Origin of the sequence: Winogradskya humida (assembly GCF_016862215.1) — a bacterium.
Classification (GTDB): domain Bacteria; phylum Actinomycetota; class Actinomycetes; order Mycobacteriales; family Micromonosporaceae; genus Actinoplanes; species Actinoplanes humidus.
The window spans coordinates 1-23,775 of the sequence record NZ_BOMN01000035.1 but is presented as its reverse complement, the minus strand read 5'-3'; the positions used below and the strand labels follow the sequence as shown (position 1 = coordinate 23,775).

Genomic DNA, 23,775 nt, shown 5'->3' with positions numbered 1-23,775 from the left:
CCGCCGGCCCGTCCGGTCCGTCACGCTGCGCGATGTACGCGGAGAAAGTCGGACCGGGCGGGCCGGTTTGTTTTCCCGTTGTGCAATGATTTGCGAGCATCGATGTCTTGGAGGATCTGCGGGCGGTTGAACAGGGGTGGACGCCGGGACTTAGCCTGGCCTCAGGTACCAACGGGGAGGTGGCCGTGGGAGAGCGCTGGAATGGGATGCGCGGAATCTCCGAAATTCCCACCTACGTCGTCATGCAGCCCACTACGCTGTGCAATCTAGATTGCTCTTACTGTTACTTGCCGCTGCGCCGGCACGACAAGAAGATGCCGGTCGAGGTGGCCACGGCGGTTGCCGCCGCTGTGAACCCCTGGTCGCGTACGGGCAGGTTCTCGGTCGTCTGGCATGGGGGTGAGCCCCTGGCAGCCGGTCGTGAGCACTTCGCTGAGCTGCTGAAACCCTTCGCCGAGGGCGTCGAGCACCACGTGCAGACCAACGCCACCCTGATCGACGACGCCTGGTGCGAGTTCTTCACCGAGCGGGACATCCGGGTGAGTGTGAGCGTGGACGGACCCGAGGCGCGTAACGGCGAACGGGTCACCCGAGGTGACAAGCCGGCCTACGCGCGGATCATGCGTGGGGTGGAGGCGCTGCGCCGTCACGACATCCCGTTCTCGGCGCTCTGCGTGGTGGGCCGCCCGGTCCCTGGGCTGGCTACGGAGCTCTACGGATACTTCCTCGAGCTGGGCTGCGAGGTGCTCGGCATCAACGTCGAGGAGCTCGAAGGCGTCAACACCCGCACCAACCGGCACCCGGAGCAGGACGTCAAGGCCTTCTGGGCCGAGCTGGTCACCGCCTGGCGCAAGAATCCCAGCATCCACCTGCGAGAGATCGAATGGTCCCTCCGGTACGCCGCCGCGGTCCTGGACGGCACCGCCGACGAGCTCCTGCCCCGCCGCCTCGATCCCATCCCCACCGTGGCCCAGGACGGCAGTGTGGTCTTGCTCTCACCCGAGCTGGCCGGCTTCTCCGACCCCCGCTACGGCGACTTCAGCAGCGGCAACGTGCTGACGACCCCGCTGGCGGAGATCTTGAGCCGGGCCACCGGCACCCCCTGGATCCGCGAATTCCTGGAGGGGGTCGAGGCCTGCCGCACGCAATGCCCCTACTTCGGCTTCTGCGGCGGAGCCCACGCGGCCAACCGCTACTTCGAGCACGGGCGGTTCGACGTGACAACGACGGACCACTGCCGCAACAGCAAGATTCGCCTACTCGAGGGAGTGCTGGACCATGCCCGAGACCACCAGCCCACGGCCGTCTGACACCGACCCGGTCACGGCACGGGTCCGCGAGACCAGCGAGGGCCTGGCCAGCCTGCTGGCAGAGGCCGAAGAGGCTCGCAAACAGCGCGCGGAAACACCGGCCGACGGCTCAGCGGTCTGCGCCTGGAACCACTTCGAAAACATCCCGACGTTCTACAACTGGAACAACCGCCCCCGCTGAAGCACCTGAACCAGCCGCCCCCGCTGAAGCAGCTCGAACGGCCGGCCCCGGCTGAAGCGACGGGAGTGGGGCACAAAACGAGCAGGGCACAGCACTAAGCGCACCGTGAGTAACTCACGGTGCGCTTAGTGCGCATGGCAACAAAGCTCATCACCTTGCGCACGCGAACAGCCGAGCATCCCGATAACTCGGCGGAGTCATCAAGATGTGCGTCGGGGAAGTGGGACCGCCGCGGTCAGTCCATGACACCCACGAGGTCTCCCCTGTGGGCATCATGGTCATTCCGGAGCGACCGCGACAAACGGGAGCATGCGGCGTGCCGCATGCTCTGCGTCGTCGGGGTCGCGCGGGTCAACGCCTTGGTGAAGGCGACCAGCGGTCCTGCTCGTCGTCAGCGTCATCCTCATCATCGTCATCGACCAACTCATCGTTGTCGTCGTCGAAACGGTGATCGGGATTACTACCGGCACCCGCTAGTTCGCGCTGCAAGGCGGTGAGGTCGGTGTTCGGGGAGTGGTACTTCAACTCCCGGGCCACCTTTGTCTGCTTGGCCTTAGCACGGCCGCGCCCCATGGCTCGACCCCCTCGCACAGAATTCGGGGCAGCCCGAAGGCGGGCCCCGATGACGTCAGGCATCTCTCGTGGGTCTTACGGTACATGGACGATGCCGCCTTCGGCACCTCGGGTTACGTGTACCACCGTCGCGCGTCGTGGCGTGCCCGCCAAAGGACGCGCGACGGCGTACAAAAGCCTCAACCCAGGTAGATGCTGCGGAGTCGGCCCACTTCGGCCATCCGGCGCTCCGCGAGGCGATCGGCCGCGACCGCGGGCGGTACCCCGTCGTCATCCGCGAGCCGCAGGATCTGGCTCGTGGTGTCGAAGATCTTCGTGGCGCGCAGCTTGGCCCGCTCGAAGTTGAAGCCCTCGATCTCGTCGGCCACCTGGATCACGCCGCCCGCGTTCACCACGTAGTCGGGCGTGTAGAGGATGCCCCGCTCCTCCAGCAGCTTCTCGATACCCGGGTGGGCGAGCTGGTTGTTCGCGGCACCCGTGACGATCTTGGCGCGCAGGACGGCGACCGTGTCGTCGTTCAAGGCTCCACCGAGGGCGCAGGGGGCGTAGACGTCGAGGTCGCTCGTGATGAGTGCCTGGGCGTCGTCGACGAGGTCGATCTGCGGGTGGGTGGTTCGCGCCCATTCCTGGGCCGCCGGGCTGACGTCGGTGGCGACCACCGCGGCGCCGTCCTCGATCAGGTGACCCGCGAGGTACTTGCCGACCTTGCCTAGCCCGGCGATACCGACCCGGCGGCCGGAGAGCGTCGGACGGCCCCACGTGTGCTCAGCCGCGGCGCGCATCCCCTGGAAGACGCCCCAGGCGGTGAGGACCGAGGAGTCGCCGGCGCCGCCGTGCTCCACGCTGCGGCCGGTCACGTAGCGGGTCTCGCGGGCGATGACGTCCATGTCGGGTACATAGGTGCCCACGTCGCACGCGGTGTAGTAGCGCCCGTTCAGGGACTCGACGAAGCGGCCGTACGCCCGCAGCAGCGCCTCGGACTTGTCCAGCGCCGGGTCGCCCCAGATAACGGCCTTGCCGCCGCCCAGGTCAAGCCCAGCAAGTGCGTTCTTGTAGGCCATCCCGCGAGACAGGTTCAGCGCGTCGGTGACGGCCGCTTCCTCGCTCTCGTACGGGTAGAACCGGGTGCCACCCAGCGCGGGGCCCAGGGCCGTCGAGTAGATGCTGATGATCGCCTTCAGACCGGTGTGCCGGTCCTGGCAGAAGACGACCTGCTCGTGCCCGGCGGCCTCGATGCCGTCGCTGCTTACGAACACGCCCATTGCTGCTCTCCTGAGTGTCGGTGGTGTGGCCCTTGTGGGGCGCTCTCAACCTGTCCGCCGGGGTATGCCGGACATCACGAAGAGCTTAGGGCCCCAGCGTGGGCGCCGATTGACGCAGCGGGGGAAGTCAATCGGCGGCGATTTCGTGAAAGGATCGCGCCGTGCCGTCACTGTTCGCGTCGTACCTGCGGGTTTACGAGCCACTGACCGCCTTCGACCGTGAGCGCCAGATATTTTGGCGGCGCTACGCGCGCGAGGGCCGTGCCCTCGGACCGGTCGAGGGCCCGGTCCGGCAGCGCACCGCGGTGCTGGAGGCGCTGGGGGCCGGCTGGACCCGGCTGCCCGATCTGCCCGACGAGGCGTACGTCATGGAGTGGGGTGACACGCTGCTCGTCTGCCCCTGGAATCTGCGCCTGCGGGTCGCCGAGGCCGCGTTGAACGCCCGTGACGGCGTGCCCAGCGTGCTGGCGGACGCGTTCGTGCCGCCGGTGCTGGCCGGGCAGGCCAAGGCCGTCGTGGACGACTGGCGCAGCGGCGCGAAGGTGCTGGAGCACGGCGTTCCCCGGGTGCATGAGCAGGTCGCCACGTGGGGTGTGCCGCTGCGGTGGTTCGTCTTCGTCGACCTGGACGAGCGGGAGATCAACCTGTCCGGGGGCCGGCGCACGCTGCGCTACCGCACGGAGATCTCCAAGGCTCGCCGCCGGGCGCACCGGGGGGTCTCGGTGCTGCGCAAGTCGCTGGGGGACGCGCCGATCACCGAGGCGGTGGAGGAGGGCACCCGCTGGCTGGAGGAGTTCCACCCGCGGTCGATCGTCGAGCTCGACTACGGCGGCCTGACGGGGTTGCTCAAGGACGATGACCTGCAGGCGGACGATTCCCCCGGACTGGTGGCGGCCGGGCTCTCCGCGCTGTCGCGGGGCGATGCCGATGCCGCCACGGAGGCGTACGAGAAGATCGTCGACCGATGGCGCGCCGTGCAGCTGCTGGAGCGGTGCAACTGAGAACCATTCATGCCGCTCTGACCAGCTGAAATAGGACGGAACGGCGCAGATGGAAGCGCTCCCAAGGTGAACACTCTTCGTAACGGCCACCCCCCGAAGCGTGATTTTAGGTCCAAACAAGACACTTTCTGGCGTAGAAAACCCGCATAAATCGGTCATGCTTCAACCGTCTATCTAGGGACCTTCGGCCGTTCGGCCCATGTCGGACATCGGGGACTAGCCGGACCATGAAACACACACCGGCCGGCGGGACCCCGGCCGATGTCTTTAGGTACCTGTGGAGGAGTGACCGATGGCATCGCGTACGCACGATCCTGAGCCGCTACTAACGCCGGCCGAGGTGGCGTCGATGTTCCGAGTCGACCCGAAGACCGTCACCCGGTGGGCAAAGGCGGGCAAGCTCAGCGCAATTCGCACACTGGGCGGGCACCGTCGCTACCGGGAGTCGGAGGTTCGTGCCCTGCTGCAGGGACAGATTCCCTCGCAGCGTCAGGGCGACTGACGAACCGCGCAGTCGAGTCGGGCTGGGACCGATAAAAGGGGCGAACGCCGGGGAAGGCGATCGCCCCTTAATCGTTTCCAGGCGGCAGAGTAGTGCCAATGGAACAACCCCCGATCGGTGACGTCTTCGGCGAGCTGGTCCGCGACGCGTACGCCGTACGGTCCGGTATCGGCCCCCGCCCCCTGGCCGGCGGTCGCGTGCCCCGTCCGGTCATCGAGATCATCGAGCGTGACGACGGCCTGATCAACGGCGCTCCCGCCGACCAGTACGTAGCCGAGCCGGACGAGTGGCAGCCGCACGACCACCGGGCGCTGCGCATGTGCCGTGGCGCGGTGCTCGACATCGGCTGTGGCGCCGGCCGCACGGCGCTGGAGCTCCAGCGCCGCAGCATGGCCGTGACCGGCCTGGACATCTCTGCCGGTGCGATCGAGGTCGCCCGCAAGCGTGGCCTGCGCGACACAGTGATCGCCCCGGTCGACGAGTACGCCCGCACGACCACCCGCTACGACACGTTCCTGCTGCTGGGTAACAATGTGGGGCTGCTCGAGGGCCGCGATCGCGCGCCGGTCTTCCTCGCCGCGCTCGCCGCCCTGGCCCGTCCCGGCGCCCGGATCATCGCGCAGGGCACCGACCCCTACGGCACGACCGACCCGGTCCACGTGGGTTATCACGAGCGCAACCGCGAGCGCGGCCGGTTCGGGGGCCAACTGCGACTCCGGTTGCGTTACCGGCTGCATGCCACGAACTGGTTCGACTACCTGTTCTGCTCGGTGGCGGAGCTGGAAGAACTGCTCCAGGGCACCCCGTGGCGCCTGAAATCGGTCGACGAGCAGGACCGTCCTTACTACCTTGCGGTCATGGAGCTACATACATGACCGAACTCACCAGGGAGCAGGTCAAGACGAGCCGCCGCATCGCCGTGACGACCGGGCCGGACGGCGTCGAGCGGATCCGGGCCAGCCAGGGTCACTCCCGCCGGGTCGACATCGACCTCGGGCTCGCCCCGGCCGACCCGCCCGCGACGCTTTTCCACGGCACGGCACGGCAGAACCTCGCCTCGATCATGCGGGACGGGTTGCGGCCGGGGAGCCGTCACCACGTGCATCTGTCGCCCGACCGGCGAACGGCGCTGGCCGTCGGTCGCCGGCACTCCCCGGACGTCGTGATCTTCGTGGTCGACACCGCCGCCATGGCCGCTGCGGGGCATGTCTTCCACCGCAGCGAGAACGGTGTCTGGCTGATCGCGGCGGTGCCTTCTTCCTATCTCCACGAACATTCGGAACAAAAGGACAAATCGTTCTCCATCGAGAGGTAGCCGCCACGGGCGGTTAGCGTATGGGGGATGAGGAGGGTTACTCGGCGTCAGCTGACGAATCTCCTCGGTGCATGTGGGGTGGTCGCCGCGCTCGGCGGTCTCGCCTTCGGGCTCCCCGCGCTGAACCACGCGCTGCCCTCCGAACGTCCGGTGCGGTCCGATCGCCCTTTTGAGATCGGGGGTGGGGTGTTCGTGACACCGCCACCCGGCGCCAGCATCGATCTCACCGTGACCAGGCCCGCGGAGGACACCGGGAAGGTGCTCTTCCGGCTCGGGACGGTCCGCTACCTGATCACCGTCGAGCCCTATGACGGGTCGCTGTCGGCCGCGGTGGCCCGGCTCCGCCAGCGCATCATCGGAAACTCCGGATACCAGGTCACCGGGCCCGACCTCATGGTCGCGACCATCGGCGGCCTGCAGGGTCTGCAGGGCGGATACAGCGGTCCCGGTCGTGGCGGCCGGTACGCCGTCTTCGTCGCCGACGGCCACACCATCGAGGTCACGGTGAGCGGCGCCGACCTGGATCTGGGACCCACCCTGTCAGCCATCGAGAAGAGCACCCGCACGCTGGAGTACCACGCGGAGCCGCCCGGATGACCGCGGAACCGAGGCTGCGCAGCGAACGCACCGCCCCCGTCCAGCCCGGGGCCGAACCGGGTCTGGGACTGATCCGCCGCCCCGCGTTCTGGATCGTGGTCGCGCTGCTGGCCGCCGGCGGCGTACGCATGGCATTGATCGCAGCGCACTATGCCGCGACCTTTCCGATCGCCCTGCTCACCGCGACCCTGCTCTTCGCCCTGCTCGCCGTGCCGTTCTCGTTCGTGGTCGCCGAGCTCGACTTCCTCGAACGGGAGCCCCCGGTGCTCCTGGCCGTGGCGTTCGCGTGGGGTGGCCTGGTCGCCACCTCCGTCTCGATCCCCGGCAGCGGCGCCCTCGACGACATCATCGCCAAGCTCGGCTCACCCGGCCTGGCCGCCGACTGGGGTGCCGCGCTGGCCGGCCCGACGGTCGAGGAGATCGCCAAGACCCTCGGCGTGGTCGCGATCGTGCTGATCGCCCGCGCTCAGGTCAACAGCGTGCTCGACGGAGTGGTCTATGGCGCGGTGGTCGGCCTGGGCTTCCAGATCATCGAAGACATCGTGTACGCGATGAGCGCCGTAGCCCTGGCCGGCCGCGGCGACACCGTGGAACCGGTGTTCACGACGTTCCTGCTGCGCGGCTTCCTCTCCGGAGTCTGGAGCCACACGCTGTTCGGCGCGCTCGCCGGCGCGGGCATCGGCTACCTGGTCGTTCGTGGAGAGCGCCCCAGGCGTACCCGGATAGGGGCCGCAACCCTGGCGGTCCTCGGAGCCTGGGCGTCGCACGTCCTGTGGAATTCCCCGCTCCTGCGCGACGGCCTCGGCAACGGCGCGGTGGCCCTGCTCGCGGTCCTGGTGCTCAAGGGCCTGCCGCCGCTCGTGCTGATCTGGCTGCTCGTGCGTTCGGCCCACGACCGCGAGGCCGACTACTACGCAGCGATTCTGGTCGAGCTGAACGACCCCGAGTTGATCACGCCGTCGGAGGTGGAGGCGCTCAAGACCGGGTCGCGCCGGGCCAGCGCCCGTTCCCACGCCCGCGCCCGGGCCGGCTGGCGCGCCCGTGGAGCCGTCCGCCGGTTGCAGCACGCCCAGGCCCGCCTCGCGGTCGAGCTGAGCCGCGGCACGACGGACCTCACCCGCTGGCACCACGAGGTACGCCGCCAGCGTCACCTGCTCGTGAACCTGGGCCACCCGGAGGCGCTCGTACCCGAAGGAAAAGGACCGTGGCGACGCACCGCATCGGCGGTGTTCTCCACGGCCCTCGCCGTAGCAGTCCTCTGGGCCCTGATCAGCAGCCTCGGCGGCGCCTGAGCAGAAGGTCAGACAACCGGAGGGTGTCCGCCGTCGCCGTCCACGATCGTGTCCGGGGTGCCGTCCTCATCAAGGTCGACCATCGTGATGTCGACCTTGCCGTCGCCGTCCGTGTCGAACTGGAACAGGTCGGGCTTGCCGTCGCCATCGGTGTCGGACACCCACACGTCGGGCTTGCCGTCACCGTTGGTGTCGCTAGCGAGCAGATCGACGCGGTCGTCCCCGCGGGTCTCCACGATCTCCTGGGGGTCGCTCATTGCTGTCTCCTCGCTGGGGGGGTCGCCTTGGGTCGCTCCCAAGGTAGGTGCCCTGAACCAGTACCGCACCCCTGAGTTGTGACAGAAGTCGCTGGAATCCAGGAAACTCACCGGTAACGTAGGCCGACGTGAATACCGCGGCGGACGGCATGCAGGCCCTTTTCGGTAACGGGAGCGTCGGCTCCCTCGCCGAGCGGATGGGCATCCACATCACCGAGTCGACCGCCGAAAGAGTGGTCGCGACAATGCCGGTGGAGGGAAACACCCAGCCCTACGGCCTGCTGCACGGCGGCGCCTCCTGCGTGCTGGCCGAAACCCTGGGCTCGGTGGGCGCGGTCCTGCACGGCGCCACGGTCGACCGCCCGTTCGCGGTGGGCGTGGACATCAACGCCACCCACCACAAGGGCGTCCGCTCCGGCACCGTCACGGGTGTCGCCACGCCGGTGCATCGGGGCCGCACGGCGGTCACATACGAGATCGTCATCACCGACGAGGACGGCGACCGCGTCTGCACAGCCCGCCTCACCTGCCTGCTCCGCGGCGCGTAGTCGCTCTGGCCCGGCGTTTCTTGACGGATCCGCGTACCTTTCTTGACGTGACCGATGTACCACAGCACGCATTCGACGACGCTGCGCAGGTGCTGGACTGCGCGCTCAGCGGCGACAGCGACGCGGTGGTCGGCACCTTCGACGCGGTCGTCGACCGTTCGGGAGTCGTCGGTGCCTGGGACGTCGCATGGTGTCTCGCAGCAACCATGGTCGGACAGAACATCCCCATGGGCGGCGGCTGGACCCTCGACTTCCCCGGAATCGACGACGCCCGCTACGACAAACGCTGGGTAGCCCGCTTCGTCAGCGCCTACGTCAACGGCGACGTCCCCACCGGCGAAGCCCTCTTCGGCGCCGCCATCGCCGACGGCCAACTCCCCGACTGCCTCCTCGCCCTCGCCGGCTCCACGGTCGCCACCCTCCGCCACCGCGCGGCCTGAGCGATGCCGTAACTGGCGGCCAGGATTCAGGCCAGGCTCAATCGGCCGACGACGTTCTCACCCAGCTGCGGTCGGGCGTGGGGCTCACGTGCGCTTCGACCCGGCGGTGGGTGCGGCGCAGGCGTCCGCAAGCCCGACCGCCGCATCTTCGAGCTCGGCGCCGAGGCAGCGGGCCGTTCCCTGGCCGACGGCGGCTGGATGATCGGCGACCACCCGGAGTACGACATCGCCGGGGGAGCCGCAGCCGGGCTCCGGACGGTGTGGCTGCGCCGCGGCCGCCCGTGGCCGGAGTCCCTGCCGATTCGCCCCACCCGCACGGCCGACGACTGCGCGACCGCGATCCTGGATCTGCTCTGAGAACACCCGCACCTTGATCACAACCCACGGCTACCAACTGGTGATCGTCCGTCCCTGCTCCGGGCCGAACTTCAGAACGTCTGAGGTGATCGGGAGGGGCTTGTCGTGGGAGTTCGTGAGCAGGGTAAGAGCGGCGTCCGGCGGCTGGGTCTGCTGGCGCTGACCGGTGTGCTGGCGACGGGTGCGGCGACTTTTGTCGGGGCCCCGCAGATCGCCGCCGCCGTCGTGGCACCCGCGGTGGCCCCGGCGGTGGCAGCAGCCCCGGCGCCTGCCACCTCGTGGATGGCGGGAGCCCAGTCGTACGAGGCCACCCGGGTCATGCCGCTCGGCGACTCGATCACCCGCGGCACCGGTTCGCCGACGCGGTCCTCGTACCGGATGGATCTTGCCGACCGTCTCATCAAGGGCGGCATGGAGATCAACTACGTGGGTTCGCAGACCGACGGCACGGGCACCAACATCAGCCACGAGGGGCACGGTGGCTGGACGATCGACGAGCTCTCCGCGAACCTGGATTCCTGGCTGAGCACCTACCGCCCGGACGTGGTCCTGGTGCACGCCGGAACCAACAACATCACCCAGGGCGAGGGCCCGTACACAACCGCCCGCAAGCTGTCCGCGCTGATCGACCAGATCCGCGCCGACCGCCCCGAGGCTCAGCTCTTCGTCGCGCAGATCATCATGTCCCGCGTGCCCCACGAGGCAGCCCAGGACCGCATCTACAACAGCCTCATCCCGGGGGTCGTCGCGAGCAAGCACGACGACCGGATCACGGTGGTCGACCAGTCCTCGGTCGGCGGCATCGACCTGCACGACCTCCACCACCCGAACGACTTCGGCTACTCCAAGATGGCGTGGAACTGGTACCAGGCGATGTCCCGGGTTTTCTACACCTCCGGCAACACCGGCGCCAACCCGTACCGGATGAGCATCACCAAGCGCTGCCTCGCCACGAAGGTCGCGGGCTCCCACCGCACCGACTGCCGCACCTGGGTCCTGCGTCCCACGGGCAGCGGAAGCCGGGCATGGCAGACACTTCGAGAAACAAAGCGGACCTATCGCGTACGCGTAAACGGCAAGCTCCACACCCGCCAGCGCATCATCCGCCGCTGGGCCGGCCCCGGCAACCTGCTGAACGTCTAGCGGTCAGTCGAAGAGCGCGAGCACCCCGGACACGTCAAGCACCCGCAACACGATGCCGTGGGCGTTGACGATCGACATCTTCACCCCGGCGGCCCGGCCGGCGTTGAACCCGTCGATCAGCGCGCCCAAGGCCTCACTGTCCATGAATTCGGCCGCCGCGAAGTCAACGACGACTCCCGCGGCACCGTCCTCCCGGACGGCTCCCTCAAGCGCTTCCCGCAGGTCATCGCGGGCATTGATGTCAAAATCGCCGGAGAGCCGAACACGGCTCGCCTCCCTGGCAATCTGGTAGCTGGGCTCAGTCACGAACACCTCTGAAGTGGTCAACTCCCGCGATCCTAAATCAGCCCGGCAGCGGGAACTCAGCCCACACATGCTTCGTATCTGATTCGACATACCAACCGATATCAAGCGCGAACTGCTTCGCCAACTGCAACCCCAGCCCCCCAGCCCCGAGCGCCCGCCCCTCGCTGTACTCAGGCACAACCTCCGGAGCATGATCGGTCACATCCAGCACAAACCGATCCCCGTTCCGCCCCAGCCGCGTCGTGGTAGGCGGCAACCCGTGCCGCAACGCATTGGTCGCCAGCTCCGTAGCAACCAGCACCATCTTCTCGGGAATCTCATCCAGCACAGCCCCCACCGGCAGCACCTGCCCGGTAATAGCCTCATGCAACGCAGCCCGCAAAATCTTCAGCTGCGCGGGACTGTCGAGCACCCACCGCCGAATCTCAGTCATGGCGGGAGGACTCTGCGCTTTCAAGTAGGCCATTACCCACTACTGCCCGTTAACCAGGCCGTTCACGCTCTCCTCTGGGTTGGGAATCAGGTCCGTCAGCCCAGTTCGCGAGGCAGCTTGCTACGAGACCCCGCAGCGGGTAGCCAACACACTCAACGCAAACTCTGGATGATCCACTCATGGTGATCGGCGGCGCAACGCCCGAGATGTCGGTCAAGAAAGCCGGCCCAGGCCGAAAATCTGATGTGGACTTCCCTGTTCAGTGCTCACCGCCCACGCCCATGGAAATCGCCCCGCCCGTGGTAGCTATCTGCGACGTGGTCCTCGCCCGCCCCTGTTCGGGATGGCAGGCGGCGGCGAGCCACGGGCTTACCTGAGGGCGGGTGACGGTGGCGTTTGCTTCGTCGAGCCTGTAACCGCCGTCCGAGTCGCCAGCGTGGCTTGTCGTGCGTCAGGCCGCGAACAGATCCACAGCTTCGGCGGTCGGCGTCGGCACCGGCTCACCGGCCTCCCGTAAACCGTCCAGGTGGAAAGCGATGGCCTCGCGCATCTCGGCTAACGCGTCCTCGCGAGAGTCGCCCAGCGCAACACAACCAGGAAGGTCTGGCGACCAGGCACCGAACCCGCCGTCCTCGGCACGCTCGATGATCACTGCGTATGCGCTCACTGATTGCCCCCTGTCAGACCAGCTTGTCTCAGGATGCTTCGCTCCAGGCCCGGCGGCAAGTCCCGGCTTGGTTTTCCGGCGATGGTGACTCGTCCAGGTTTGATCGGGTGTTTGTACTGCCGGTGGCTTCCCCGCATGCCCACCAACTCCCAGCCGTCTGTTTCGATCGCTCGGATGATCTCGCGCACCTTTAACGGCATACCATCTCTCACCCTTCACCGGGGAACCAACGGGGAAGACGTGCAGCGTGAGCACGCGCGTCGCCGGCGTAGACGGGGCTGAACGGCCCTCTGGTCGCAGCGATCCAAGGCGTGCAAATGTCTGTCGCCAATAAAAAGCGAATCGTTCAAGACAGGTTGCTCTGAAGCGCACATATGTTCTCATGCCACCTGGTCTCATGACAACCCATGGGCGCAGTCTGTGCAAGCCGACGATGTCGCGAAATGTAGTGCAGCCTTTGAGGACCTTGCGTCATCCGGCCAAGGGTGGAGGCTTCTGGCGTCCTCGTGCCCAGAATCTTTTCTGCGACGGGCGACTGCTGCGGCCGCGGCGGGCGACTGCTGCGGCCGCGGCGGGCGACTGCTGCGGCCGCGGCGCTGAGTTGGCTGACAACGCAGTGACGGCGGGCGCCTAGGAACGTGACCACAGGAGACCTGTGTCGACAGGAAGTGCGGTCGGCAGTCTGGACAGCAAAACGCCCACCCGGCGTTTCCGCAGGTGGGCGATGCTCAAAGCCCGGCGAGAGGCTTGGTGGCCAGGGGCGGGGTCGAACCGCCGACCTTCCGATTTTCAGTCGGACGCTCGTACCAACTGAGCTACCTGGCCGTTGCCGCTCGATGGTGATTGCGGCTGGCTTTATGGCGGTCCTGACGGGACTTGAACCCGCGACCTCCGCCTTGACAGGGCGGCGAGCACTCCAACTGCTCCACAGGACCTTGCTACTACTTTTTACTGCTCGGTGTTGCTGGTACTCATTCTTGCACATGCTGACCGTTGCCGGTCCGTACCCCCAACGGGATTCGAACCCGTGCTACCGCCTTGAAAGGGCGGCGTCCTAGGCCACTAGACGATGAGGGCAACTTCGCCATCATTGCACATTCGCAACTGCTGCGGCGTAAGCCCCAACCGGGCGGCCCCGCTTGAGGCTCCAAAAGCATACGTGATGGCTGCCCTGTCATCCAAACCGGTATCGCAGGCTCCTTGGCAAGCGTCCTGAACTGCATAAACACCGCCTGCCCGGGGCGCGTGAGACGCAGAGTGTGCCCGGCGCCACACGTCAATGTGTGGCAGCGGCCGCGGAGACCATACGCACGCCCTCAGCCAGCGTGCCCAGCCGCACCACCCCATCAGGAAGCTCGGCAGGCCACCCGGGCCCAGCAGCCGCGACCAGCAAAGGGCTGTGTCTACCCGTGAGAAGGTGCTCCCACTGAGAGACATCCCCCGTCTGCGGCAGCTGCGACCAGAGAACGACCGCAACCGGTCCGGTCCGGGCCACAGCCTCAGCCAGCGCCCGTGGAGGCACCCGCGGTCCCAGGAACCGACAAGGCACCCCCGTCTCAGCGAGAGCCGCAGCCAGCGCCTCCAACGGCAACGTGTGCTGTTCCTCATCAGCCGCCGCGAGCATCACGCGAGGCACGAGGTTGCTCGCGGGCCGGCTCACCATGCTCAAGACTTCGGTGACGGTACGTGAGACCAGGTGCTCGACTTCGATGTAGCGGTCGGTCGCCTCATAGCGTTCGCCGACGCCGATCAGGATCGGTGTGATGACCTCGTCCCAGGTGGCGATGACACCATGGTTGGCCACGTTCATCTCGAGAATGTCGCGCAGGGCCGGGGCGTCGAGTCGCATGGCCGCGCGGGCCGCTCCCCGGGCGACCGGCCCAGCTCTACCCGTACGAATCGTATGCCCGCCCCCATCACGGGCAGTGACCCTCAGCCCATCAGCAACCTCGGGCCAAGCGACCTCAGGCGAGACCGAAGCCGGGACCGAAGCCGGGACCGAAGCCGGCACCAAAGACGGCTCAGAAACCGGCCCGGGGTCCAGGGGTATGGGAACGCGCCTTGCCCATGCAGCGGCCTCAGCCGGCGCCACGCCCTGCCCGGTGAGCCGCCGCATCACCTGGAGGCGTTCAAGGTCCTCGGGGGTGTAGCGCCGGTGCTGGCCAGGGACGTGATGGCTGGGGCCCAGGCCGTAGCGCTGGTGCCAGGTACGCAGAGTGGTGACGGCGACGCCCAAACGGCGGGCGACTGCTCCGGCCGTCAGGGCCTCATCGGCCACCTGACCACTCCGCGGTGTCGTCGGCTTCGAGGAAGCGTTGGAGTCGCTCGGTGACGCCGGGCAGCCAGGGGGCGTGGGCCCGGGGGTCGTTCATGATCGCTGTGGTGAGCTCGTCGAGGGAGACCCAGCGCAGGTCTGCCACCTCGTCGGGATCGGCGACGACGCCCTCGTCGAAGGCGGTGGGAACGTGACCGAGCAGGACGTGGTCGTACTCGTACTCCACCCGGCCGGTTGTCGGATCCTCCGCGTAATAGGAGTACACGCCGACCTCGGACAGCGAGACGCCCGAAAGGCCGATCTCCTCGTGCAGGCGACGTTCAGCGGCCACCGGGAGGGCCTCGCCGGGCAGTGGGTGCCCGCAGCACGTGTTGGCCCAGCGCAGCGGGAAGCGGGTCTTGGTTGCCGCCCGCTGCTGGACCAGCACGCGGCCCTCGGGGTCGAGCAGGAAGACGGAGAAGGCCCGGTGCAGCCGGCCCGGAGCGCGGTGTGCCTCGTCGACCGTGGTCTGTCCGACGGCGAGACCGTCCGGGTCGACGAGCTCGACGAGGTGCCCCTCCCGTGCGAGCGGGACACTCACAGCCGGACCCCTTCCCCTTGCAGTGGACCGACCACGCGGCTCGCTGCCAGCTTTCCAGAGATCAATACCATGGGTACGCCCACACCCGGCTGCGTCCCAGAACCCGTGAACACCACATTGGGCAGTGTCGGGTGGAGATTGCCGGGGCGGAACGGTCCGGTCTGCGCGAACGTGTGTGACGAGGCGAACGGGGTGCCCGCCGCCATGCCCTGCTCGGCCCAGTCGTCCGGGGTGACGATCCGTTCCACCTCAACACCGTCCCGGAAGCCGATGTAGCCGCGCTGTTCGAGGACGCCCAGCAGCTCATCCGCGTACCGCCGGCCGAGCCCGCCCTTCCAGTCGAAGGGTGCCTTGTCGAGGTTGGGGGTGGGGGCCAGCACGTAGTAGGTCTGCCGGCCTTCCGGGGCGACGCCGGGGTCGGTGCGGCTCGGGTTGGTGACCAGCAGGGACGGGTCACTCATGAGCAGCCCCTGATGGATGACCTCGTCGAACGTGCCCTTCCACGCGGATCCGAAGTGGATGTTGTGGTGGGCGATCTTCGAGTAGGTGCGGTCCGACCCGATGTGCAGCACCACGCACGACGGCGAGTAGACGAGCTTGCGCGTCCGCTTCGTCTCCGGGAGCAGATCGCGGTAGGCGATCGGGAGGTCCGGGTTGAGCACGACCACGTCGGCCGGGATGCGCTCGCCCGTGTTGGTGATCACACCCGTGGCGCGCCCGTTGGAGATGTCGACGCGGGTCACGGTGGTGTCGTAGCGGAACTGCACGCCGTGCTTCTCGGCCGCGCCCGCCAGTGCCCGGGGCACCGCGTGCATGCCGCCCTTCGGGAAGTACACCCCGGCGACGGAGTCGAGATACGCGATGACCGCGTAGATCGCGAGGGCGTCGTGCGGCGCCAGGCCTGCGTACATGGCCTGGAAGGAGAAGATCCGTTGGGTACGCGGATCGCGGAAGTACTGGTTGATCTTCGGCTGGAGCCGCCGGAACGCCCCCATGCCCAGCAGTTTGACGACGTTGAGGTTCATCAGGTCGACGGGGCTGTCGAGGTTCCGGTCGATGAAGTTGTCCCGCTCGAGCTTCCACAGCTGCCGGGCGAACTCCACGAACCGCAGGTATCCGTCGGCCTCGCGGGGTCCGCAGACGCGGGAGATCTCGGCGGCCATCCGGACGGTGTCGGTGAGCACGTCCAGCGTGGATCCGTCGGGGTAGTACGCGCGGTACGCGGGGTCGACCGGCGTCAACTCCAGCCAGTCCGACAGCTTCTCGCCGACGGCGGCCAGCGGCTCCTCGATCAGCTCCGGCATGGTCAGCACCGTGGGTCCGGTGTCGAACTGATAGCCGTCGACGGCGAGCCGCCCGTTTCGGCCGCCCGGGACGGACTCGCGTTCGACGACGGTGACCTGTCGCCCGGCCGCGGCCAGGTGCAGCGCGCATGCCAGTCCGCCGAGTCCGGCCCCGACCACGACCACGTGATCGGTAGCTCCGGTTACTTTTCGCACGTCAACAGCTCCAGGGGGTCATGCCGGTCGGTGGGTTGCCGTGACGGCGAGTTCGGTGAGCGCGGCCCGCGCGTCGTCGTGGATGGGAGCGCCGGCCAGCGCGGCGACCCCCTGCTCGACACGTTGCAGAATCAGTGATTCGACCTGGGCGACGGCCCCGGTCTCGACGATGATCTCGGCCTGATGCTCGAGTTGATCAGCCGTCGCCGGTGTTTCCAGGTCGAAGGACGCGCCCAGTTGCTGGGCGATCATCAGAAGAGCGGTGGGCTTCCCGGTACGCAGATCGTCGCTGGCCGGTTTGCCGGTGACCGCCGGGTCGCCGTAGACCCCGAGCAGATCGTCGCGGAGCTGGAACGCCTCGCCCACCGCGATCCCGTAGCGGTGGTAGGCCTCGTCGATCGCGCCGGTCTCGTCGCGCGACCGCCCGGCGAGCGCGAGGCCGAACTGCAACGGACGCTGCACCGTGTAGCTCGCGGTCTTGTAGCGAGCCACGAGCAGAGCCTGGTCGAGTGACCACTGCGCGGGCTGGTTCTCGCCGAGCACGTCGAGATACTGCCCCGCGACGGCCTCGATACGCATCCGGTCGTAGCAGGCACGGACCGCGAAGAGCGTCGCCGTGGTCAGGGCGGTCTGGGCAAGCAGCTGGTCGGCCCAGACGAGGCAGAGGTCGCCGACGAGGATCGCCGAGGAGGCCCCGAAGCGCGTCGCGTCGCCGATCCGCCCGGCGTCGCGGTGCTGCGCTGCGAAGAGCCGATGAGCGGTGGGCCGGCCGCGACGGGTCACCGACTCGTCCATCACGTCGTCGTGGACCAGGGCGAAGGTGTGCATCAGCTCGAGGGCGCCGAGGGCCGGCAGGACCTGGCCGATGGGCTCGTTGGTGCCGATGACACCGCGCCAGCCCCAGTAGGCGAACGTCGGCCGGAGCCGCTTGCCGCCGGCGAGCACGAGATCCCGGGTGGTGCGGGCGAACCCGCCCAGGTCGGGGTCGACCTCGTCGAGCGCCGTGACCTGGTGGGCGAGGAAGTCCTCCAGCGTGCCCTCGACAGCCTTCAGCAACCCCTCCGCGGCGAGCGCCGGGAGCGGTTGACGAGGTATTCCACCCCGGGATTTTCCGGCGAGGATGTCGTTGGCCACGCGCCGAGATTACCGTAGGCTGCCTGTTGCGTCGATTGCTGAGTCGATTTAAATGCTGAGTCGATACAACTGAGGGTGGGAACGTGGAGACGGACCTTGAAGCCGCCTACGAACGGTGCCGCCAGCTGCACCGCAGCCACGGCCGCACCTACTACCTGGCCACCCGCCTACTACCCGCATGGAAGCGCCGTCATGTCCACGCTCTGTACGGGTTCACGCGCTACGCCGACGAGATCGTCGACCGCACCGAAGAGCTGCCGCCCGCCGAACGGGCCGCACTGCTGACCGAGTGGTCCGACCGGTTCGTTGCCGGCCTGCGTGGCGAGCGCGGCGACGACCCGCTGCTGCCCGCGGTGCTGCACACGATCGCGGTCTTCGACCTGAGCGTCGACGACTTCGACTCGTTTCTGCACAGCATGGCGATGGATCTCACAGTGACGTCCTACGCCACCTACGATGACCTGCTCGAATACATGGAGGGCTCCGCGGCGGTCATCGGCACGATGATGCTGCCGATCCTCGGCTCGAGCGACCCGGCCGCGGCCCGTGAGCCCGCCCGGCAGCTCGGCATCGCGTTCCAGCTGACCAACTTCATCCGCGACGTCGGCGAGGACCTCGACCGTGGTCGCACCTACCTGCCCGACGAGCACCTCGCCGAGTTCGGGGTGACGCGCGACGACCTGCTCGCGGCCCGCGCCGCTGGCCGCTCGACACCCGCGATCAAGGCTCTGATCAAGGCCGAAGTGGCCCGCGCCGACGAGCACTACGCGGCCGCGGCGCCCGGCATCCCGCTGCTCCTGCCCGGGTCGCAGGCCTGCATGCGGACGGCGTACCAGCTCTATGCGGGCATCCTCGACGAGGTTGTCGCCGCCGACTACGACGTCTTCGTGCGCCGCGCCACGGTTCCCAACCAGACCCGGGCCCGGGTGGCGGCCCGCTCACTGCTGACCAGGTCCGGGACCCCGCTGCCCGCTCTGGTGCGAGGCTGAGAGGCAGATATGCGTACGGCAATCGTGCTCTTCACCCGTGACCTGCGCATCCACGACAACCCGGCACTCGCCTCGGCCTGCGCCAACGCCGAGACCATCGTGCCGCTGTTTGTGCTGGACCCGAAGTTGCAGCAGCTCTCGCCCAACCGGGCCCGTTTCCTGCACCAGAGCCTGGCCGACCTGCGCGAGAGCCTCCGGGCGCGCGGCGGCGACCTGGTCATCCGCGAGGGTGACCCGGTCGCCGAGACGATCCGCCTGGCCGGCGAGGTCGAGGCCGACGGTGTCGCGCTCACCCAGGACGTCAGCGCCTACGCGCGGCGTCGCGAGCAGCAGTTGCAGGAGGAGTGCGAGCGGCACCGCATCTCGCTCAAGCTCTTCCCGGGCACCAATGTCCTGGCTCCCGGCGACGTACGCCCCGGCGGTGGCGGCGCCTACTACAAAGTCTTCTCGCCGTACTACCGCTCCTGGGAGTCGGCGAAGTGGCGCGATGAGGTGGCCACCCCCCGCAAGATCACGCTCCCGGCTGACGTGAACGCCGGGAAGCTGCCGCCGCCACCGGCCGGGGAATCGCCGGAGGCGGTCGACGGCGGTGAGACCGAGGGGCGTCGACGGCTCAAGAACTGGCTGGGGCACCTCGGCCCGTACGACGAGCTGCACGATGACATGCCCGCGGACGGAACTTCGCGGCTCAGCGCGTACCTCCGTTTCGGTTGTCTGTCTCCCCTGGCCGTGGCGAACGCCGCGCGGGAGAAGGACGGTCCCGGATCCGCTGCCTTTGTCCGGCAGCTCTGCTGGCGTGATTTCTACTATCAGGTGACCTACTCGTTCCCCAGGATCTCGACGACCGCCTACCGCGAGTCGGGCGATCGCGAGTGGCGCAACGACCCGGACGCGTTGCAGCACTGGAAGGACGGGCTGACCGGGGTGCCCGTGGTCGACGCCGGGATGCGCCAGCTGATGGCCGAGGGCTGGATGCACAACCGCGCCCGGCTGATCACGGCCGCGTTCCTGACCAAGCACCTCGACCTCGACTGGCGCGAGGGCGTGAAATGGTTCTTCCGCTGGCTCAACGACGGCGACGTGGCCAACAATTCGGGCAACTGGCAGTGGGTCGCCGGCACCGGCAACGACACCAAGCCCTACCGGCGTTTCAATCCCATCCGTCAGGGGGAGCGCTTCGACCCTGACGGCGAGTACGTTCGTCGCTACGTGCCGGAGTTGAAGTCGGTTCGGGGTAAGGCTGTGCACCAGCCCTGGCGTCTGCCCGATACGGTGCGTTCAGGCCTCGACTACCCGGGACCGCTGGAATCGCATCGCGACGAGGCGGTCTGGTTGCGGCCGTGAGGTTTCCACTTCGGTTCGCCGGAGCGGAAAGCGGGTCCTGCCGACTTGTTGCGTTCGTCCGTTGATGGCCGGTAGGACCCGCGACAACCTGCCCGCCGGATGGCGGTCGAAAACCTCTCCCGGCAAAATTCGGGAGCGCTTCCACGGACGTGTATATCAGGCCGGGAGCGCGCGCCAGGTCCCATATCGGTGTACGGCGATTCCCGCGAACGCCGCCGTTCTGCGCGTCGCCGCATCCACCTTGGCCAGCTCCTCCCGCAACCTGCCGGCACCCTCCTCGGCGAATGTGCAGTGCGGGCAGTCCGGGAGCGATTCGGTCTCCGCGCCCAACCGCACGCGCTTACCCGCCGCCTTACCGCGGGTCAGCCAGTCCTGACTGATCTCCACGATCGAGTTCGGGCCGGTGCCGGTGTCGCGATAACTCATCACGGTGACCGCGTTGACCCGCTTCAGCACCTCATCGGCGAGGTTCCTGTTACCGACCTTGTACTCACCGAACCAGAAAGGCACATCCGCCTCGAGCGGAAGGGTGCTCGCCGCCCGCATTCTGGCGAGCAGTTTCAGGTACGCCGTGAGCGTCCCGTTCAGATCATCAGTCCAACCATCCGTGAGGTACGGCTCCACGTCCAGGTGAATGCCGGCGAAGAGCCCGGTCGACACCACGGTTCGCTGCCAGGACAACGCGGCCGCCTGATTGCTGACCCACGCGGGGTCGCCACCGAGCGCCCGAAGCTTGATCCGCAGCGGGTCGGCCCGCTCCTTCATCTCCTGCATGCGCTCGAGATCGCCGTTGGTGAGCACGTCGGGCGCCACATAGACGAAGATCTCCGACACCCGCTGAGCCGCCGCCCACTGCACGATCTCGGCTGACGGCTGATTTCCCCAGACCCACATGGCCCGGGTGCCGGCCGGTGCGGCGGTAAGACCGGCGCTGCCCGCGGACGAAGCCCCGGGCAGCGCCAGAGCAGCGGCCATGAGGATGGCAGCCACCAGCCCTGTCTGCCATCGCCCCCTCATGACCGCCCCCTTTACCTTGGTGATTCCTCTTCCGCGGGGGTTCAGAATCGGTCAGGTGGCGGGCCAGATGAGAAGTCACAACGACTGGATCGCGGTCTCGATCGCGTCAACCCGGGCGAAGTCGTCCAGACACCGGGTCACGAAGCCGATCGCCAGGCCGCGGCCCGGGTCCGCCCACGCAGCACTGCCACCGAGACCGCCCATGCCCCAGGTCCCGTCACTCTCGATCTGCACCCCGAGACCCCAGGTCGTCTCGCGGCCGATATAGCGGTCCACTCCCCGGAATTGGGGCGAGACCATTTCGTCGACGAGGGAGCTGCTGAGCAGACGACGGCCGTCGAGGATTTACCCCACACCAGTTCAGCGCACCGATCCGAATCGGCCGCACCGAGCCCGAAGCCGAAATCGAGCCGCCACGGCCGGGCGATCTCCGCGCTGACGAACTCGCCGGGGTCGCGTCCGGTGACCCGGCGCACGAGCTCACCGAGCAGATGCCCGTACGTCAGCGCGTGCTCCGCGGCGACCGTCCCCGGTGGCCACTCCTGCTCGGCGTCGGCAAGATCGGCGCAGAGCAGCTCCCAGTCACTCCATGCGGACGAATCCCGGGTCTTGGGGAACGTCACCAGGCCGGACGTGTGGGTCAGCACCTGGCGTACCGAAACCTCGGCCTTGAAATCCGCCCAGTGCCGCGCCATCGGATCGTCCAGACCGATCAGGCCGCGTTCCACCAGCAACAGAACCGCCAGGGCGATCACCGGCTTGCCCACGGAGTAGACGTTGACCAGCGTCCGCGCATCCCACGGCCGGGTGCGCGCGGCATCGCGCCGGCCCTCGTGCAGGTCCACGACGACCTCGCCGTCCCGGAGAACGCACAACGCCGAACCGTCACTCGGATGCGCCGCGAACGCCTCACGTACCGAGTCGAATCCCGTCACTGGAGTCCGACCGTCACCGCAGCGCGATCGTCGCCGTGACGGTGGTGCCGGAGTCATCCGAGACGATGCGCAGATCCGACATCTTGCGCGCGATCCACAGCCCGCGACCCCCGGGCAGCGACGGCGCCGGCAGGGCCTGGCCCACCAGCCCCGGCTGCGCGAACCCCGGGCCACTGTCGCTGATCTCGCAGTGCAGCGCGCCCCCGGCAACCCAGACCTGCAGCCGCCCGGAGCCACCGCCGTGCCGGACAGCGTTGCTGCACAGCTCATGGACGATCAGAACGACATCCTCAGCCGTACGCTCGTCCGCGACCTGGGTCACGTGCGCGCCGACCGCGCTGCGCAGGGCGTACAGATCATTGCGGTTGAAGGTCTGGTCGATCAGCCGGCGCGGAACCTCCGAGCGGGACCGACTTCTGGGTTGGGCGGCTCGGGGTGGGGGATTCGGTGTGTTCCGGCCCGGCACGGAGCCGGTCCTCTCAGTGTTCACCATGGCGAACCAGCATCCGTAGCGCAGGGACTTCTGCGGCGCCGGCGATCGTCAGCGTCCGTTCGATCGGTTCACCGCAGACCACCACCATCCGGCGCTGGTCGGGGAGCCCGGCGGCGGTGCGCAGGATGACCGCGGCAGCGCCGGCGTCGATGAACGCCAGCTGGTTGAGGTTCAGATGGATGTCACGGTCAAGGCGGACCGCTTCGGCCAGGGCATCGGTCAGAGCCTGCGCCCGCGTGTAATCCAGCTCCCCAGCCACACGTACGCCCGGAGGCACGTGCTGTCTGCAGATCCGCAGCACCGCGTCCTCGTGATAAACCGTCGCCGCCACCGTCCGCGGATGTACGCGTGCCGCGTATCCCAGGGTCACCGGGTCGAAGCTCTCCCGGTCGTACTCGCAGATCGCCGTGAACCGGCCGCCCTCGAAAAGCCCGCCGACCGCGGACTCGAAGACGAGCAGCTGTTCGGCGTTCGCCTGTGGACGCGACGCCCAGCACATGTCCGCGGTGATACTCAGCCCTCGGTGCCCGTCACGGATCGCCGCCCGGAGCTCCCGCGCGAGCAGCTCAACCATCGTCTCGGCGTCCGGGGCTTTCCGCGCACCCCAGAGCTGATCCACCGGTGTGACGGCGAACCCCTCGTCCACGCCGCGGTCCAGCAGGGCGGCCCGGAGCTCGTCGGCCTTCTCCGAGAAGCAGACCGTACGGTCGCCACGTGCTCTGGCAGCGGTGATGAACGCGGCGAGGATGTCCAGCCGCTCCTCGGTGTCCGAGTAGGTCAGGCACGCATGATCGCCCGGTGCGAGCCGATCCACCGGTGTGGTGGCAACCATGAGTCCTCCCTCATCAGGTCCCTACTTCCTACCCTCTGGCCACAACGCTCACGCACCGGCCCGGTCCGGCGCTTACGCTGCGTACCCGTATTTGAGACGCCGCGTCGCCGGCCGCGTCGACCCGATTCGCGTCTTCCCAGGTCAAAACCCTGCAGCTGGAAACCCGGGGGGCCGATTTGGAGCCCAGGAAACCAACGGGTAATGTTTTGCGAGCCGGAAGGGAAACGGGCGAGGCAAGCGAAGCGAACTGAGACGGAAAACTGGGAAGCCAGTGACCGGGTCAGGGAGATCAGCTACCGGCCGTCCTTCCAAATCCTTCGAACTTCGAGATCGTAGCGATGCTGCCCTGCGCAGCCCGTGACGAGCTCGGGACGAAGGGTGCGCTAGGTACGAACGGCACCAACCGGGAGAAACCGGTTGACACGGCCAGGAAGACCTAGTAAAGTTGAACGAGTGCCCCGGGAGCGGGTCGCCTAGCTGGGCGGCAAGTTTT

Annotated in this window: 29 protein-coding genes and 3 tRNA genes; 14 read left to right on the top strand and 18 right to left on the bottom strand. The window is 68.0% G+C overall.

The genetic code is table 11. From position 1 onward, the window contains the following. Positions 1 to 206: 206 nt before the first annotated feature. On the top strand, positions 207 to 1,310 hold the full coding sequence (gene amcB, locus Ahu01nite_RS15120; RefSeq protein ID WP_203837175.1) for a cyclophane-forming radical SAM peptide maturase AmcB: 1,104 nt from the start codon (positions 207 to 209) through the stop codon (positions 1,308 to 1,310). Beyond that, complete coding sequence (gene amcA, locus Ahu01nite_RS15115; protein WP_203837146.1) at positions 1,279 to 1,491, top strand: multiple cyclophane-containing RiPP AmcA; 213 nt, start codon at positions 1,279 to 1,281, stop codon at positions 1,489 to 1,491. The genes amcB and amcA overlap by 32 nt, the downstream gene beginning before the upstream one ends. Positions 1,492 to 1,842: 351 nt before the next feature. Here amcA and Ahu01nite_RS15110 read toward each other — a convergent pair whose 3' ends face one another. Then, a complete protein-coding gene (locus Ahu01nite_RS15110) occupies positions 1,843 to 2,064 on the bottom strand; it encodes a DUF3073 domain-containing protein (protein WP_203837145.1) in 222 nt (73 codons plus the stop codon). Between the two features lie 179 nt (positions 2,065 to 2,243). Beyond that, on the bottom strand, positions 2,244 to 3,326 hold the full coding sequence (locus Ahu01nite_RS15105) for a Glu/Leu/Phe/Val family dehydrogenase (RefSeq protein WP_203837144.1): 1,083 nt from the start codon (positions 3,324 to 3,326) through the stop codon (positions 2,244 to 2,246). A 161-nt stretch (positions 3,327 to 3,487) separates the two neighbouring features. Between Ahu01nite_RS15105 and Ahu01nite_RS15100 the strand changes: the two genes are divergently transcribed. The 6 genes from Ahu01nite_RS15100 to Ahu01nite_RS15075 all read left to right on the top strand — a co-directional run bounded on the left by Ahu01nite_RS15100 (position 3,488) and on the right by Ahu01nite_RS15075 (position 8,033). After that, the gene (locus Ahu01nite_RS15100; RefSeq protein ID WP_203837143.1) at positions 3,488 to 4,327 is read left to right on the top strand and encodes a DUF8083 family protein; all 840 of its coding nucleotides are present in this window, start codon (positions 3,488 to 3,490) and stop codon (positions 4,325 to 4,327) included. Positions 4,328 to 4,619: 292 nt separating this feature from the next. Then, positions 4,620 to 4,829, top strand: coding sequence for a BldC family transcriptional regulator (locus Ahu01nite_RS15095; protein ID WP_067494190.1), 210 nt, complete (start codon positions 4,620 to 4,622; stop codon positions 4,827 to 4,829). 98 nt (positions 4,830 to 4,927) lie between these two features. Beyond that, entirely contained in the window at positions 4,928 to 5,704 is a 777-nt protein-coding gene (locus Ahu01nite_RS15090; protein ID WP_203837142.1) for a class I SAM-dependent methyltransferase, read from the top strand. Beyond that, positions 5,701 to 6,144, top strand: a complete 444-nt coding sequence (locus tag Ahu01nite_RS15085; protein WP_203837141.1) for an RNA 2'-phosphotransferase — start codon at positions 5,701 to 5,703, stop codon at positions 6,142 to 6,144. Before Ahu01nite_RS15090 ends, Ahu01nite_RS15085 begins: the two co-directional genes overlap by 4 nt. Before the next feature lie 27 nt (positions 6,145 to 6,171). Continuing rightward, positions 6,172 to 6,741 carry a hypothetical protein gene (locus tag Ahu01nite_RS15080; RefSeq protein WP_203837140.1) on the top strand — a complete coding sequence of 190 codons (570 nt, stop codon included), beginning with the start codon at positions 6,172 to 6,174 and terminating at the stop codon, positions 6,739 to 6,741. Beyond that, positions 6,738 to 8,033, top strand: coding sequence for a PrsW family intramembrane metalloprotease (locus tag Ahu01nite_RS15075; RefSeq protein ID WP_203837139.1), 1,296 nt, complete (start codon positions 6,738 to 6,740; stop codon positions 8,031 to 8,033). The genes Ahu01nite_RS15080 and Ahu01nite_RS15075 overlap by 4 nt, the downstream gene beginning before the upstream one ends. An 8-nt stretch (positions 8,034 to 8,041) precedes the next feature. On the opposite strand, the gene Ahu01nite_RS15070 is transcribed toward Ahu01nite_RS15075, so the two are convergent. Further along, the gene (locus Ahu01nite_RS15070; protein ID WP_203837138.1) at positions 8,042 to 8,290 is read right to left on the bottom strand and encodes a hypothetical protein; all 249 of its coding nucleotides are present in this window, start codon (positions 8,288 to 8,290) and stop codon (positions 8,042 to 8,044) included. 128 nt (positions 8,291 to 8,418) lie between these two features. On the opposite strand from Ahu01nite_RS15070, the gene Ahu01nite_RS15065 reads away from it, so the two are divergent. From Ahu01nite_RS15065 to Ahu01nite_RS15050, 4 genes are all read left to right on the top strand, one after another. After that, positions 8,419 to 8,838, top strand: coding sequence for a hotdog fold thioesterase (locus Ahu01nite_RS15065; protein ID WP_239158856.1), 420 nt, complete (start codon positions 8,419 to 8,421; stop codon positions 8,836 to 8,838). Between the two features lie 47 nt (positions 8,839 to 8,885). Continuing rightward, positions 8,886 to 9,278 (top strand): hypothetical protein, encoded by a 393-nt coding sequence (locus tag Ahu01nite_RS15060; RefSeq protein ID WP_203837137.1) that lies wholly within the window; start codon positions 8,886 to 8,888, stop codon positions 9,276 to 9,278. A 12-nt stretch (positions 9,279 to 9,290) separates the two neighbouring features. Beyond that, positions 9,291 to 9,635 (top strand): HAD family hydrolase, encoded by a 345-nt coding sequence (locus Ahu01nite_RS51355; RefSeq protein WP_203837173.1) that lies wholly within the window; start codon positions 9,291 to 9,293, stop codon positions 9,633 to 9,635. A 105-nt stretch (positions 9,636 to 9,740) separates the two neighbouring features. Further along, positions 9,741 to 10,778: an SGNH/GDSL hydrolase family protein gene (locus Ahu01nite_RS15050; RefSeq protein ID WP_203837136.1), complete on the top strand. Its 1,038-nt coding sequence runs from the start codon at positions 9,741 to 9,743 to the stop codon at positions 10,776 to 10,778. A gap of 3 nt (positions 10,779 to 10,781) precedes the next feature. Here Ahu01nite_RS15050 and Ahu01nite_RS15045 read toward each other — a convergent pair whose 3' ends face one another. The 11 genes from Ahu01nite_RS15045 to Ahu01nite_RS14995 all read right to left on the bottom strand — a co-directional run bounded on the left by Ahu01nite_RS15045 (position 10,782) and on the right by Ahu01nite_RS14995 (position 17,672). Further along, on the bottom strand, positions 10,782 to 11,105 hold the full coding sequence (locus tag Ahu01nite_RS15045; RefSeq protein WP_203837135.1) for an STAS domain-containing protein: 324 nt from the start codon (positions 11,103 to 11,105) through the stop codon (positions 10,782 to 10,784). A gap of 16 nt (positions 11,106 to 11,121) precedes the next feature. Then, positions 11,122 to 11,517, bottom strand: a complete 396-nt coding sequence (locus Ahu01nite_RS15040) for an ATP-binding protein (protein WP_239158855.1) — start codon at positions 11,515 to 11,517, stop codon at positions 11,122 to 11,124. Between the two features lie 451 nt (positions 11,518 to 11,968). Beyond that, positions 11,969 to 12,184, bottom strand: coding sequence for a type II toxin-antitoxin system HicB family antitoxin (locus Ahu01nite_RS15035; protein ID WP_203837133.1), 216 nt, complete (start codon positions 12,182 to 12,184; stop codon positions 11,969 to 11,971). Next, positions 12,181 to 12,321 carry a type II toxin-antitoxin system HicA family toxin gene (locus Ahu01nite_RS15030; RefSeq protein WP_239158862.1) on the bottom strand — a complete coding sequence of 47 codons (141 nt, stop codon included), beginning with the start codon at positions 12,319 to 12,321 and terminating at the stop codon, positions 12,181 to 12,183. The genes Ahu01nite_RS15035 and Ahu01nite_RS15030 overlap by 4 nt, the downstream gene beginning before the upstream one ends. A 611-nt stretch (positions 12,322 to 12,932) precedes the next feature. Then, positions 12,933 to 13,009, bottom strand: a tRNA-Phe gene (locus Ahu01nite_RS15025). 33 nt (positions 13,010 to 13,042) lie between these two features. Next, positions 13,043 to 13,119: transfer RNA gene (locus Ahu01nite_RS15020), tRNA-Asp, on the bottom strand. 69 nt (positions 13,120 to 13,188) lie between these two features. Next, positions 13,189 to 13,261: transfer RNA gene (locus tag Ahu01nite_RS15015), tRNA-Glu, on the bottom strand. Positions 13,262 to 13,460: 199 nt separating this feature from the next. After that, the gene (locus tag Ahu01nite_RS15010) at positions 13,461 to 14,462 is read right to left on the bottom strand and encodes a MerR family transcriptional regulator (RefSeq protein ID WP_203837131.1); all 1,002 of its coding nucleotides are present in this window, start codon (positions 14,460 to 14,462) and stop codon (positions 13,461 to 13,463) included. Further along, entirely contained in the window at positions 14,452 to 15,039 is a 588-nt protein-coding gene (idi, locus tag Ahu01nite_RS15005; protein WP_203837130.1) for an isopentenyl-diphosphate Delta-isomerase, read from the bottom strand. Before idi ends, Ahu01nite_RS15010 begins: the two co-directional genes overlap by 11 nt. After that, the gene (gene crtI / locus Ahu01nite_RS15000; protein ID WP_203837129.1) at positions 15,036 to 16,538 is read right to left on the bottom strand and encodes a phytoene desaturase family protein; all 1,503 of its coding nucleotides are present in this window, start codon (positions 16,536 to 16,538) and stop codon (positions 15,036 to 15,038) included. Before crtI ends, idi begins: the two co-directional genes overlap by 4 nt. Before the next feature lie 18 nt (positions 16,539 to 16,556). Continuing rightward, on the bottom strand, positions 16,557 to 17,672 hold the full coding sequence (locus Ahu01nite_RS14995; RefSeq protein WP_203837128.1) for a polyprenyl synthetase family protein: 1,116 nt from the start codon (positions 17,670 to 17,672) through the stop codon (positions 16,557 to 16,559). A gap of 83 nt (positions 17,673 to 17,755) precedes the next feature. Between Ahu01nite_RS14995 and Ahu01nite_RS14990 the strand changes: the two genes are divergently transcribed. Together Ahu01nite_RS14990 and Ahu01nite_RS14985 are read left to right on the top strand one after the other, a co-directional pair. Then, entirely contained in the window at positions 17,756 to 18,661 is a 906-nt protein-coding gene (locus tag Ahu01nite_RS14990) for a phytoene/squalene synthase family protein (protein ID WP_203837127.1), read from the top strand. A gap of 9 nt (positions 18,662 to 18,670) precedes the next feature. Then, entirely contained in the window at positions 18,671 to 20,005 is a 1,335-nt protein-coding gene (locus Ahu01nite_RS14985; RefSeq protein ID WP_203837126.1) for a cryptochrome/photolyase family protein, read from the top strand. Positions 20,006 to 20,161: 156 nt separating this feature from the next. Here Ahu01nite_RS14985 and Ahu01nite_RS14980 read toward each other — a convergent pair whose 3' ends face one another. The 4 genes from Ahu01nite_RS14980 to Ahu01nite_RS14965 form a co-directional block, all read right to left on the bottom strand. Continuing rightward, entirely contained in the window at positions 20,162 to 21,022 is an 861-nt protein-coding gene (locus Ahu01nite_RS14980; RefSeq protein WP_203837125.1) for a hypothetical protein, read from the bottom strand. Positions 21,023 to 21,159: 137 nt separating this feature from the next. Then, a complete protein-coding gene (locus Ahu01nite_RS14975) occupies positions 21,160 to 21,957 on the bottom strand; it encodes a serine hydrolase domain-containing protein (RefSeq protein ID WP_239158854.1) in 798 nt (265 codons plus the stop codon). A 13-nt stretch (positions 21,958 to 21,970) separates the two neighbouring features. Next, the gene (locus Ahu01nite_RS14970) at positions 21,971 to 22,450 is read right to left on the bottom strand and encodes an ATP-binding protein (protein ID WP_203837124.1); all 480 of its coding nucleotides are present in this window, start codon (positions 22,448 to 22,450) and stop codon (positions 21,971 to 21,973) included. Further along, on the bottom strand, positions 22,437 to 23,282 hold the full coding sequence (locus Ahu01nite_RS14965; protein WP_203837123.1) for an MEDS domain-containing protein: 846 nt from the start codon (positions 23,280 to 23,282) through the stop codon (positions 22,437 to 22,439). Before Ahu01nite_RS14965 ends, Ahu01nite_RS14970 begins: the two co-directional genes overlap by 14 nt. Positions 23,283 to 23,775: the final 493 nt, after the last annotated feature.